Source organism: Blautia sp. MSJ-19 (assembly GCF_018918125.1).
Taxonomy (GTDB): Bacteria; Bacillota; Clostridia; order Lachnospirales; family Lachnospiraceae; genus Blautia_A.
In genome coordinates, this window is the sequence record NZ_JAHLQA010000034.1 from 184,563 (window position 1) to 197,024 (window position 12,462).

Annotated in this window: 12 protein-coding genes; all 12 read left to right on the forward strand. The window is 42.6% G+C overall.

Annotation, left to right across the window (positions count from 1 at the left end):
- Positions 1–32 precede the first annotated feature (32 nt).
- Entirely contained in the window at positions 33–1,595 is a 1,563-nt protein-coding gene (cls, locus tag KQI91_RS11935) for a cardiolipin synthase (RefSeq protein ID WP_216393001.1), read from the forward strand.
- A gap of 173 nt (positions 1,596–1,768) precedes the next feature.
- Positions 1,769–2,893 carry a D-alanyl-D-alanine carboxypeptidase family protein gene (locus KQI91_RS11940; RefSeq protein WP_253288571.1) on the forward strand — a complete coding sequence of 375 codons (1,125 nt, stop codon included), beginning with the start codon at positions 1,769–1,771 and terminating at the stop codon, positions 2,891–2,893.
- A 107-nt stretch (positions 2,894–3,000) separates the two neighbouring features.
- Entirely contained in the window at positions 3,001–4,029 is a 1,029-nt protein-coding gene (locus KQI91_RS11945; protein WP_216393003.1) for a molybdopterin-binding protein, read from the forward strand.
- 30 nt (positions 4,030–4,059) lie between these two features.
- Positions 4,060–4,851, forward strand: a complete 792-nt coding sequence (locus tag KQI91_RS11950) for a metallophosphoesterase (RefSeq protein WP_216393004.1) — start codon at positions 4,060–4,062, stop codon at positions 4,849–4,851.
- A 19-nt stretch (positions 4,852–4,870) separates the two neighbouring features.
- Positions 4,871–5,656: a segregation and condensation protein A gene (locus tag KQI91_RS11955; protein WP_216393005.1), complete on the forward strand. Its 786-nt coding sequence runs from the start codon at positions 4,871–4,873 to the stop codon at positions 5,654–5,656.
- Positions 5,657–5,682: 26 nt separating this feature from the next.
- Positions 5,683–6,252: an SMC-Scp complex subunit ScpB gene (scpB, locus tag KQI91_RS11960; RefSeq protein ID WP_216393006.1), complete on the forward strand. Its 570-nt coding sequence runs from the start codon at positions 5,683–5,685 to the stop codon at positions 6,250–6,252.
- 20 nt (positions 6,253–6,272) lie between these two features.
- A complete protein-coding gene (locus tag KQI91_RS11965; protein WP_216393007.1) occupies positions 6,273–7,067 on the forward strand; it encodes a zinc dependent phospholipase C family protein in 795 nt (264 codons plus the stop codon).
- 57 nt (positions 7,068–7,124) lie between these two features.
- Complete coding sequence (locus tag KQI91_RS11970; RefSeq protein WP_216393008.1) at positions 7,125–8,393, forward strand: D-alanyl-D-alanine carboxypeptidase family protein; 1,269 nt, start codon at positions 7,125–7,127, stop codon at positions 8,391–8,393.
- 201 nt (positions 8,394–8,594) lie between these two features.
- Positions 8,595–10,031: an acyl-CoA carboxylase subunit beta gene (locus KQI91_RS11975; RefSeq protein WP_216393009.1), complete on the forward strand. Its 1,437-nt coding sequence runs from the start codon at positions 8,595–8,597 to the stop codon at positions 10,029–10,031.
- 13 nt (positions 10,032–10,044) lie between these two features.
- Positions 10,045–10,791 carry an OadG family transporter subunit gene (locus tag KQI91_RS11980; protein ID WP_216393010.1) on the forward strand — a complete coding sequence of 249 codons (747 nt, stop codon included), beginning with the start codon at positions 10,045–10,047 and terminating at the stop codon, positions 10,789–10,791.
- A gap of 22 nt (positions 10,792–10,813) precedes the next feature.
- Positions 10,814–11,182, forward strand: a complete 369-nt coding sequence (locus KQI91_RS11985) for a biotin/lipoyl-binding carrier protein (RefSeq protein ID WP_216393011.1) — start codon at positions 10,814–10,816, stop codon at positions 11,180–11,182.
- Between the two features lie 16 nt (positions 11,183–11,198).
- Entirely contained in the window at positions 11,199–12,347 is a 1,149-nt protein-coding gene (locus KQI91_RS11990) for a sodium ion-translocating decarboxylase subunit beta (RefSeq protein ID WP_216393012.1), read from the forward strand.
- Positions 12,348–12,462 lie beyond the last annotated feature (115 nt).

A 12,462-nucleotide genomic window follows, 5' to 3' on the forward strand; every position in this document is an offset into this window, starting at 1 on the left:
CAATGCTGTAACAATGACTAAAGGAAATCTATATGCATCGTATTGTCCATACCTTTAAAAAGATCCTACAGTTATTATTTAACAGAATCTTCTATGTTGCAATTGCTTTGCTTGTTCAGATGGCCTGGCTTCTGATCACTGCCTGGCGACTTGCTGCATATTCAAAATATTTTTCCAACATAATAGGAATTCTCAGTGTTTTGATTGTCCTTTGGATCGTAAACAAAAAGATCAATCCTTCGTACAAACTTGGCTGGACAATCCTGATCATGACAGTTCCTGTATTTGGTGTGCTTCTGTATCTGCTTTTTGGCAAATCCAGAATTGCACAGGAAATACAGAACAAATACGCACAGGTTCAGGAAGAAAGTCTGCCCTATATGAAAGCTGTACCAGAAACAACCGAAGCTTTAAAAGAAGAATCGCCTTCTGCTGCCGTACAGTCCAGATATATCCATCAGTATTCCAGTTTTCCAGTCCATACAAATACAACTGCAGAGTATTTTCAAGTGGGAGATGACATGTTCCCTGTTCTGGTCCGGGAATTGGAACAGGCAGAACACTACATTTATATTGAATATTTTATTATCAACGATGGGGTCATGTGGCGTACGATTTTGGATATTCTGGAGCGCAAGGCTTCCGAGGGCGTTGATGTCCGTCTGATTTATGACGGCTTTGGCTGTCTGACCACTCTTCCGTATCATTATGATCGCTTTTTAAAAGGAAAAGGAATTCAGTGCCAGGTATTTAATCCTTTTCGCCCACTTCTGAATATCGTACAGAATAATCGCGATCATCGGAAAATATGCGTGATTGACGGAAAGACAGGTTTTACCGGTGGCATCAATCTGGCAGATGAATATATCAACCAGAAACGTCGTTTTGGACATTGGAAAGATACTGCTGTTATGCTAAAAGGCGAAGCAGTCTGGAATATGACCGTTATGTTTCTGCATATGTGGAATGTAATCGCCAACTCTACAGATTCAATTGATCATGAGGCATACCTTCCACACCGTTTTCATCCAGAACCTTTCGAAAGCGATGGATTTGTACAACCATACAGTGATACGCCTCTTGACGGAGAGATTGTTGGAGAAAATGTTTATCTGAACATTATTAATCGTGCCCGAAAATATGTTTATATCTGTACCCCATACCTGATCATCGACAATGAGATGATGACAGCGCTTTGTCTGGCCGCCAAAAGTGGGGTCGATGTCCGGATCATGACACCAGGCATTCCCGACAAAAAGATGGTTTTTCTTCTGACACAATCTTACTATGAACAGCTTCTGGAAGCGGGTGTACGAATCTATGAATATCAGCCTGGATTTCTGCATGCAAAATCTTTTGTCTGTGATGATGAGATTGCTGTAGTCGGTACCATCAATCTGGACTATCGCAGTCTGTATCTTCATTTTGAAAATGGTGTCTGGTTTTACAAAAATAATGTTATCCAGGACATCCTTGCTGATTTTCAGGAAACACTCAACTATTGCGATCCAATCAGCATCGAATTCTGTAAAAAACGTAATGTAATCATTCGAGGATTTCAGAGCATTCTCCGTTTATTTGCCCCATTACTCTGATTTTTATAAAACACAGGACATTTTTACTTGTTAATGAGATGTCCTGTGTTCTTTTTAAGTCATAATTCAGACTATTTTCTTTTACAATAATAACAAACAGTTCCTCTGAGGTTTTTATGAACAGCAAAAACCGATGTCTTCTTTCTATAATTCTCACATTTTTTATTCTGTATATGAACACGGCAAACATACTGGCAGAACCGATAGAAGCTGTTTCTCCGGAGATTTCTGCCCCAAGTGGTGTACTTATGGAAGCAGAAAGTGGGCAGATTCTCTATGCCAAAGATAAAGATACACGCAGAAGCCCTGCCAGTGTAACTAAAATCATGACTTTAATTCTTATTTTTGACAAAATTCATGATGGCAGTATCCAATTGAATGATACGGTTACGACCAGTGCACATGCCAAGTCCATGGGTGGTTCACAGGTGTTTCTTGAGGAAGGGGAAACTCAGACTGTGGAAACACTGATTAAATGCATTGTGATTGCCTCTGGAAATGATGCCAGCGTTGCCATGGCTGAATTCATTTCCGGAAGTGAATCAGAATTTGTAGCACAAATGAATCAGAGAGCAGCTTCTCTTGGAATGAAAAACACCCATTTTACAGATTGCTGTGGTCTGACAGATTCCGATGAGCACTATACTACTGCACAGGACATTGCTATCATGAGTCGGGAACTGATCATAAATTATCCGGAAATTTTTAAATATTCTTCTATCTGGATGGAAAATATCACACATGTGACCAGACAGGGCAGCAAAGAATTTGGACTGACAAATACCAATCGGCTGATTCGCACTTACCCTGGCTGCAAAGGTCTGAAAACAGGAAGTACCAGTAAAGCCGGCTTCTGTCTCTCAGCAGTAGCAGAACAAAAAAATCTTACATTGATCTCCGTAGTCATGGCTGCTCCGGACTATAAGGCCAGACTAAAAGATGCTGCAACGCTTCTGGACTATGGTTTTTCACACTGCAGCATCTATACCGATGAACAACCAGATCCTCTTCCTGATATTCCGATCCGTCAGGGAAAAATTTCTTCTGTTTCTCTGAAATACGAAAAAACTTTTCGTTACCTGAGTACAGATGGTACAGCACTTACAGAAATACAGAAATCGTATATTCTTCCCCAAAGTGCAGATGCTCCGGTCAAAAAAGGAGATAAAGCCGGAGAAGTCATATATTCCAATGGACACAAAGAACTTGGGCGTGTGTCGGTTCTTTATGCACAGACTGTAAAAAAACAGACATATCCGGACTGTATCCGGGAAATACTCTATACTTTCTGGTTCTGACCGGTTCTTCCGGATACCTGAAATCTTTTGACAAGGTCATCTGTTAAGGGTATAATATTATTCAAAACGCATTTGCATAATATCTCACAGACAGGAGAAAAGATATCATGAAAGAAATTCGAACTGAAGATGCTGTAGGTCATGTGCTTTGTCACGATATTACCCAGATCATAAAAGATGAAAAAAAGGGAGTTCTTTTTAAAAAGGGGCATGTTGTCCGTGAAGAAGATATTCCCGCCCTCCTTTCCGTAGGCAAAGAACATCTTTTTGTCTGGGAAAAACAAGAAGGAATTCTTCACGAAAACGAAGCTGCTGAAATCCTTTACAAAATTTCTGCAGGCAGCCATATGCATGGCAGTGAAATCAAAGAAGGTAAAATTGAACTGATTGCGGATTGTAACGGTATTCTCAAGATCCGTCGTGACGCTCTTCTGGCAGTTAACCGCCTTGGAGAGATGATGATTGCTTCACGTCATGGAGACTTTCCTGTCAAAAAAGGAGATAAAATTGCCGGAACGCGAATCATCCCATTGGTCATAGAAAAAGAAAAGATGGAGCACGCGACAGAAGTCGCAGGAGCGGATCCCATTTTTTCCATTCTTCCGTTCCACAGCAAAAAAGCTGCTATCGTAACCACCGGAAGTGAAGTTCAGAAGGGACTGATCAAAGATACGTTTACCCCTGTGTTACGCGAAAAATTAGAAGAATATTCCTGTTGTGTAATCGGGCAGACCATGCCTGGCGATGATCGTCATCAAATTACAAGGGATATTCTGGACTTCATTGACAAAGGGGCAGATATGGTAATCTGCAGTGGTGGAATGAGTGTGGATCCTGATGACCGCACACCGGGTGCAATCAAGGATACCGGCACAGAAATCATTACTTATGGTGCACCGGTTCTCCCCGGAGCAATGCTGCTTCTTTCTTATTATAACAAAGGGGAAAAACTTATTCCGATCCTTGGACTTCCAGGTTGTGTCATGTATGCCCGCAGAACGATCTTTGATCTGATTCTTCCAAGAATCATGGCAGATGATCCGATCTGTGCTGAGGAAATTTCCGCTTACGGCGAGGGCGGACTTTGTTTAAACTGTGAGATATGCACATTCCCAAATTGTGGATTTGGTAAATAACAGCCACCAGACAATCAACAGAGGACAATGATGAAAACTTTTAGAACCCGTACTTATTCTGTTTCTGATCATCGTCTGCCAGCAGGACGCAGCGTAACTTTCGCAGTCCTCGCTGATCTTCACGGACTCGTTTTTGGAAACAATCATCAGCAACTTTATGCTGCAATTGCCGAAGGCAGACCAGATGCCATTCTGGTCTGCGGAGACATGATCGTTAATCACAGACATGAAACCATGGAATCTGCTGCCGGACTTTTACTACGCCTGTGTGACCGTGTTCCGATCTTTTATGCACTTGGAAATCATGAATATAAAATGCTTTTGAATCCGGAAAGTCGAGAATTTTATCTCAATTACGAAAGGCTTCTCACAAGTGCAGGTATCTGTTTCCTTCATAATGAACATGTGGATATCTGTCTGGGTGATACCGACTTTGTTTTTTATGGTCTGGAACTTCCGCTCGAATATTATCACAAACCCAATTCACCGGCACTGAGTCTGACTTTCATGGAAAAACTGATCGGTATCCCCTCCCAGTCCGGGATTCATGTACTTCTGGCACATAATCCCAAATATGGTAATACGTATTTTTCCTGGGGGGCGGATCTGATCCTGTCCGGACACTATCACGGTGGAATCATGAGACTTAGCGAACATCACGGTCTGACCTGTCCACAGTATCTTTTATTTCCCCCATACTGTTGCGGAGATTTCCAAAAAGGCAGGCAGCATATGATTGTAAGTGCCGGTCTTGGAGAACATACAATTCCTGTTCGGATCCATAATCCACGGGAGTTGCTTTTTGTAAAAATTCACCACTGAAACCAAAAGGAATTCATTTATGGCAATACCTGTAAAAATTAACGTATTTGAGGGTCCTCTCGACCTTTTGCTCCATTTAATAGAAAAAAATAAAATTGATATCTATGATATCCCAATCGTGGAAATCACTGATCAGTATATGGAATATCTGCATTCCATGGAACAGGAGGATCTGGGGACCATGAGTGAATTTCTGGTCATGGCAGCAACCCTTCTGGATATCAAATGCAAAATGCTTCTTCCAAAAGAAATAAATGAAGAAGGAGAGGAAGAAGATCCCCGTGAAGAGCTTGTTCAGAAACTTCTGGAATATAAGATGTACAAATATATGTCTTATGAGCTAAAAGATTACATGGACAATGCTACCGGCGTTTTTTACAAGTCTCCTTCCATACCAGAGGAAGTTCTGAGATATCAGGAACCTGTTGATCCGGCAGAACTTCTTGCCGGTCTGACTCTGGAACATCTGAACAACATTTATCAGTCTGTACTGAAACGTCAGGAAGCCAAGATTGACCCGATCCGCAGCAAATTCGGTACCATCGAAAAAGAAGAGGTCAGCCTTTCTGATAAAATGCTGGATATGAAAAGTTATGCTGCTGAACACAGCCATTTCAGTTTCCGCCAGCTTCTGACCCGACAGTCTTCGCGTGTACAGATCATAGTCACCTTTCTTTCCATACTGGAACTGATGAAAATGGGATATATTCAGGTAGAACAGGACAATCTTTTTGATGATATTCAGGTTACTGTAACACAGAATCCGGAAACCTGGACGCATCTGACCGAATTTGCAGATGAATAACAAACAGAAATTGAGGAACGACTTATATGGAAATCAAAAAACTGGAAGCTGCTATCGAAGCCATTCTGTTCACAATGGGAGAATCCGTTGAGCTTTCTCAAATAGCGGATGCCATACAGCAGGATAAAGAAACCACCCGTAAGATCATCCAGAATATGATGGATCGTTATCAGGCAGAAGAACGTGGCATTCAAATCATTGAACTGGAACAGTCTTATCAGATGTGCAGTAAAAAAGAATATTATGAATATCTGATCCGTCTTGCCATGCACCCTAAAAAGCCGGCACTTACCGATGTTATGCTGGAAACGCTCTCCATTATTGCATACAAACAGCCTGTAACCAAGGCAGAAATCGAAAAAATCCGAGGAGTAAAATGTGACCACGCAATTAACAAACTTGTAGAATATGATCTGGTAAAAGAACTTGGACGACTGGATGCTCCCGGCCGCCCGATTCTGCTCGGCACGACTGAAGAATTTCTCCGCTGCTTTGGCGTACAGGGGCTGGAAGAACTTCCATCTGTAGACCCGGTACGACTGGAAGACTTCAAGGCAGAAGCAGAAGAGGAGATTCAGCTAAAACTTGACATTTAAGAAAGAGAGGTGTATTCTGCATGCCAACCACATATGCACATGATCTATATGGAAAAAAAGTTTATGCCGGACTTCCTGCGGAAATACAGCAGATAATCCGCAAAAATGTTAACCTGTACCGTATCGGACTTCATGGTCCGGACATCCTGTTTTATCATATGCTCAATACCAGAGTTACAGGGACCGGCATTGCTATGCATAAGGAAATCGCGGCCCCCTTTTTTGAGCGTGGCATGACCCTGGTCAGACAGACTCATGACCAAAAACTGCTGGCATATCTTCTTGGTTTTGGATGTCATTACCTGTTGGACAGTTCCTGCCATCCTTATGTATATGAAATGGCTGAAAAGAAAGTAATTTCACATACTCTGCTTGAAAAAGAATTTGACCGGACACTTATGCTTGAGACCGGGCGAGACCCTTATCATTATTATCCTGCATGTGGAGTTCTTCCCCGCATGACCTATGCCCGGGTCATTCATCGCGCAATTCCCCGTATCAATACCCGAGATATCCTTACTTCGCTCAGACGCATGAAGCTGATTACAAACTGTCTGGTTTATGATAACCATGGAAGAAGAAAAAAATTTCTTACCTTTCTGTCAAAAGCAGCCGGCAAAAAGCTTTCCTCAGAGATGATGGAATATTTCATGGAAAAAGATCCTATTCCGGGAAGTGCCATTCCCGTGCATACCTTGCGTCAATTTTATATTCATTCTATTGAAGAAGCACCAGATGCACTTTCTGAACTGTTTATGTTAAGCCATGAAGACATCCCACTGTCTGACCGCTGGCGAAGAACCTATAATGGATAAAAAGAATAATACCAGTTCGTCTGCATAAAATAGTCTTATATCAAAGAGAGGTGGACTATGAAATTCAGACGAACATTTTTTATTCTGTCACTGTTGGCTGTAAGTTTTCTGTTCACATCTTTATCACAAACAGCCGCATCTATGGATCATTCAATTCAGCTTGTTCCAGATTCTTCCATTCTGTCTCAGACAGCGTCCGCCACACATACCGGGACATCGCCGGGAGATCTGCATGCACTGTCTGCTGTTCTGATGGATGCTGATTCCGGGCGCGTTCTGTTTGAAAAGGAAGGTTCTGTTCCCAGACCCAACGCAAGCACTACCAAGGTTCTGACCTGTATCCTCGCCCTTGAACATGGAAAAGGGGACGATTATGTAGTGATTTCTTCTAATGCTGCCAGGCAGCCTGAAGTCCGTCTTGGACTCAGAAAAGGAGAGCAGTATTATCTCGAAGATCTTCTGTATTCATTGATGTTGCAGAGCCATAACGATTCTGCGGTCGCAATCGCAGAACATATCGGCGGATCTGTAGAAAATTTTTCAAAAATGATGAATCAGAAAGCCAAAGAACTAGGTTGTAAAAATACACATTTCCTTACCCCGAACGGTTTGGATGCAGAAGACTCTGATGGAACTCATCACACTACTGCCGAAGATCTTGCCTTGATCATGCGATATGCAATTCGCAGTAATACTTTTCTTAAAATCACGCAGACAGAGGAATACAGCTTTTCAGACCTGAGCAAAAAAAGAACTTTTTCTGTTCATAATACAAACGCATTTCTGCATATGACCGATGGAGTTCTTTCAGGAAAAACCGGATATACCGGTGAGGCCGGATACTGTTATGTATGTGCCTGTAAAAAAGACGGAAAAATTTTTATTGTTTCTCTGCTCGGCTCCGGATGGCCCGGACACAAAACATATAAATGGCAGGATACGCTGCAGCTTCTTAATTATGGTGCAGAAAACTATGAATATCAGACTTTCTGGCGGGAGCCGAATCTACGGTACATCCCTGTCAGAAACGGTATTCTTGACGAATCCTCTTTTCAATACAAAGTATATCTTAACGGCAGGATATCAATTACAGATGCTGAAAAAAATAAAATGATCCTTCTGGGAAAAACCGATGTACTCCAGTATCAGATCCGGCTGAAGGATGAATTGACTGCCCCTGTAAAAAAGGGTGAGCAGGTCGGACAGGTCGTCTACACTCTGAATCACAGAATAATTGCTTCATATCCTGTAGTGGCAGCAGACAACGTGCAGAAAAATACATTTATTCATTGTGCCCGCGTTGTATTTAAGAATTTTTTTCATTAACATCCAAAACTTCTCCTTCTACGGGAGAAGTTTTTTGATATCGACATTTTTTCTTTGGAATGTAGAAAAAACAACATAGGAGTTAAACTTTTAACAAAAAAACAGGAAATCTATTGAAAAAAACTTGAAAACAGGTTACAATTATAATCGGCTAAAATTTTGGTTATATTTAAAATTTTATAAAATGGAGGGCAAGAAAGAATGAGTAATGCAACACAAAGCTTAGCAGGCACAAGAATCACTTCTTTGCTTGACGCAAACAGTTTTGTTGAAATCGGAAAAAGCGTAACAGCCAGATCCACAGATTTCAATTTAACTGAGACAAAAGCGCCTTCAGACGGTGTTATTACCGGATATGGTGTGATTGACGGAAATCTTGTATATGTATACAGCCAGGATGCTTCCGTATTAAACGGAACTGTTGGTGAAATGCATGCCAGAAAGATTACCGCTCTGTATGACCTGGCAATGAAGACAGGAGCTCCTGTGATCGGTCTGGTTGACTGTGCAGGTATGCGTCTGCAGGAAGCTACCGATGCTCTTGAAGCATTCGGATCCATCTACCTGAAACAGACACTGGCTTCCGGAATGATCCCGCAGATCACAGCTGTATTTGGTACATGCGGCGGTGGTATGGCAATCATCCCAGCTCTTACAGATTTCACATTCATCGAATCCAAAAAAGGCAAAATGTTCGTAAACAGCCCGAACGCACTGGATGGAAACTATACTGAAAAATGTGATACAGCTGCAGCTGCATTCCAGAGTGAAGAAACAGGTCTTGTAGACGGAACAGGTTCTGAAGAAGAAATCCTCGGACAGATCCGTCAGCTGATCGGACTTCTTCCATCTAACTTCGAAGACAATGATTCTTTCGTAGAATGCACAGATGATCTGAACCGTACATGTGATGATATCGCAGCATGCGCAGGTGATACATCTATTGCACTTTCCAGAATCGCTGACAACGGTATCTTCTTTGAAACAAAGAAAGATTACGGTAAAGATGTTGTTACAGGATTCCTTCGTCTGAACGGAGCAACTGTTGGTGCCGTAGCTAACAGAACAGAAGTTTATGACGCAGAAGGAAATAAAACAGAAGAATTCGACGGAACTCTTTCTGCAAGAGGTGCAAGAAAAGCAGCTGGATTCGTTAAATTCTGTGATGCATTTGATATTCCGGTTCTGACACTTACAAATGTAACAGGATTCAAGGCAACTCTTTGCAGCGAAAAGATGATTGCAAAAGCAGTTGGCGAAATGGTTCACGCATTTGCAGATGCAACTGTTCCGAAGGTAAACGTTGTGATCGGCAAAGCATATGGAACAGCATATGTTGCAATGAACAGTAAATCCGTTGGTGCAGACCTTGTATATGCATGGGACAACGCTGAGATCGGTATGATGGATGCTTCCCTCGCAGCTAAGATCATGTATCCGGGTGAAGAAGCAGCAGTACTTAATGAAAAAGCAGCTGCATACAGAGAACTTCAGTCCAATGTAGAATCTGCAGCAGCAAGAGGATATGTTGACACTGTAATTGCTCCAGCTGATACACGTAAATATGTAATCGGAGCTTTTGAAATGCTTTTCACAAAGAGAGAAGACCGTCCATCCAAAAAACATGGCACAGTCTAAGTGAGGTGAGCATATGAATCAGATGTTTAAAAAAGCTTCCTCTGTCCTGACAGCAGTCGTATGTGCCGCATCCATTACATTTTCCGGTGCATCTCTGGTTCTGGCAGATGATGAAATTGACGCACAGACACAAACAACGATCGAGACAACTGCTGAAGGTCTGACCGAGACGATCATTCCTCTGACAGATGATCAGATTGCAGCATATCAGGAATCTGGTGATGAATTCACCGAAAATGCAATGGCTGCATGGGATGGTGTAAGAGAAGAACTCGGTGACCTGAAAGAAACCGGATCTGCTGAGATCGAATATTCAGGTGATGAATATACCGTTACAGTACCTGTTGAATTTGAAAAAGAAAATGCTGAATTCGTATACGTATTCGACAAAAACCTTACTCCAACTTCCATGTCTGTAGATGTAAAATATTCATTTGCTACAACTATGAAAAATGCAGCGCTGAACACACTGATGGGTATCGGAACTGTATTCGTAATTCTTATCATGCTGATCTTCCTGATCTCTCTGTTCCAGTTTATTCCTGGCTCCGGAGCACAGCAGGAAAAAGCAAAGAAAAAAGCAGCAGAAGAGGCAGCTTCTGCACCGACACCGGCTCCGGTTGCCGCAGCTCCTGTACAGGAAGCTGATAATTCAGAACTGATCGCTGTAATCGCAGCAGCTATCGCAGCATCCGAAGGAACTTCAACAGACGGATTTGTTGTTCGTTCCATCCGTAAAATCAATCGTAAAAAAAGGTAATTGACAATTAGGAGGATTTAAAATGAAAAGTTATACAATCACTGTAAACGGAACAGCATATGAAGTTACTGTAGAAGAAACAGGAAGCGTTTCCGCTCCGACAGCAGCACCGGTTGCAGCTCCTAAAGCAGCTCCGGCAGCAGCTCCTAAAGCAGCAGCTCCGGCAGCAGGCGCAGGCGCAGTTAAAGTTACCGCTTCAGTACCAGGCAAAGTTCTTAAAGTCGTTGCTTCTGCAGGACAGGCAGTAAAAGCCGGTGACAATATCGTAATTCTGGAATCCATGAAGATGGAGATCCCGGTTGTAGCTCCTCAGGATGGTACTGTAGCCAGCATCGATACATCCGAAGGTGCATCCGTAGAAAACGGAGATACTCTGGCTACAATGAACTAGGACGGGAGGTAATCAAATGTCTTATGTAACAGAAACCTTGTCCAACCTGATCCATCAGACAGCATTCTTCAATCTTACATGGGGAAACTACCTGATGATCGCAGTGGCGTGTGTATTCTTATATCTTGCTATCAAAAAAGGATTCGAACCGCTTCTTCTGGTTCCGATCGCTTTTGGTATGCTTCTGGTAAATATCTACCCGGACATTATGGCAAATCCGGAAGACATGTCCAACGGTGTTGGTGGTCTTCTTCATTACTTCTATCTGCTTGATGAATGGAGTATTCTTCCATCCCTGATCTTTCTGGGAGTTGGTGCAATGACAGACTTCGGTCCGCTGATTGCCAATCCGAAGAGCTTCCTTCTCGGAGCAGCTGCACAGCTTGGTATCTATGTTGCATACTTCCTTGCAATCTTCCTTGGATTCAACGGAAAAGCAGCAGCAGCAATCTCTATCATCGGTGGAGCAGATGGCCCTACATCCATTTTCCTTGCCGGAAAACTTGGTCAGACTACTTTAATGGGACCGATCGCGGTGGCGGCATATTCCTATATGTCCCTGGTTCCGATCATTCAGCCGCCGATCATGAAACTCTGTACTACAGAAGCAGAACGTAAGATCAAGATGGAACAGCTTCGCCCGGTAAGTAAACTTGAGAAGATCCTTTTCCCGATCGTAATCACAATCGTTGTATGCTTACTTCTTCCTACAACAGCTCCACTGGTAGGTATGCTGATGCTCGGTAACCTGTTCCGTGAGTGTGGTGTTGTTAAACAGCTGACAGAAACTGCATCCAATGCCCTGATGTACATCGTAGTTATCCTGCTCGGTACATCTGTAGGTGCTTCTACAAGTGCAGAAGCATTCCTTAATATTGATACTCTGAAAATCGTTGTTCTCGGACTTGCAGCATTTGCATTCGGTACATTCGGTGGATGTATGCTTGGTAAGCTGATGTGTAAACTCTCCGGTGGAAAGATCAACCCTCTGATCGGTTCTGCGGGTGTATCTGCCGTTCCTATGGCAGCACGAGTTTCTCAGAAAGTCGGTGCAGAAGCAGATCCTACAAACTTCCTGCTGATGCATGCAATGGGACCAAACGTAGCCGGTGTAATCGGAACAGCCGTTGCTGCCGGAACATTCATGGCTATCTTCGGAGTTTGACCTAGAGTACTTAATGAAAACGAATGTAATGAGTTTGAGTTTAGTACGAAGGTCGTTCGAAGGAACTTAATGAAGACGAGCCTTTGGCGAAGTCTGAATTTAGTGAATCGAACTT

Excerpts from the sequence above, each read along its gene's own strand:
- KQI91_RS11975 (WP_216393009.1), top strand. The coding sequence starts at position 8,595 with ATGAGTAATGCAACACAAAGCTTAGCAGGCACAAGAATCACTTCTTTG.
- KQI91_RS11970 (WP_216393008.1), top strand. The coding sequence starts at position 7,125 with ATGAAATTCAGACGAACATTTTTTATTCTGTCACTGTTGGCTGTAAGT.
- KQI91_RS11965 (WP_216393007.1), top strand. The coding sequence starts at position 6,273 with ATGCCAACCACATATGCACATGATCTATATGGAAAAAAAGTTTATGCC.
- KQI91_RS11985 (WP_216393011.1), top strand. The coding sequence starts at position 10,814 with ATGAAAAGTTATACAATCACTGTAAACGGAACAGCATATGAAGTTACT.
- KQI91_RS11950 (WP_216393004.1), top strand. The coding sequence starts at position 4,060 with ATGAAAACTTTTAGAACCCGTACTTATTCTGTTTCTGATCATCGTCTG.
- KQI91_RS11940 (WP_253288571.1), top strand. The coding sequence starts at position 1,769 with ATGAACACGGCAAACATACTGGCAGAACCGATAGAAGCTGTTTCTCCG.
- KQI91_RS11980 (WP_216393010.1), top strand. The coding sequence starts at position 10,045 with ATGAATCAGATGTTTAAAAAAGCTTCCTCTGTCCTGACAGCAGTCGTA.
- scpB (WP_216393006.1), top strand. The coding sequence starts at position 5,683 with ATGGAAATCAAAAAACTGGAAGCTGCTATCGAAGCCATTCTGTTCACA.
- KQI91_RS11945 (WP_216393003.1), top strand. The coding sequence starts at position 3,001 with ATGAAAGAAATTCGAACTGAAGATGCTGTAGGTCATGTGCTTTGTCAC.
- cls (WP_216393001.1), top strand. The coding sequence starts at position 33 with ATGCATCGTATTGTCCATACCTTTAAAAAGATCCTACAGTTATTATTT.
- KQI91_RS11990 (WP_216393012.1), top strand. The coding sequence starts at position 11,199 with ATGTCTTATGTAACAGAAACCTTGTCCAACCTGATCCATCAGACAGCA.
- KQI91_RS11955 (WP_216393005.1), top strand. The coding sequence starts at position 4,871 with ATGGCAATACCTGTAAAAATTAACGTATTTGAGGGTCCTCTCGACCTT.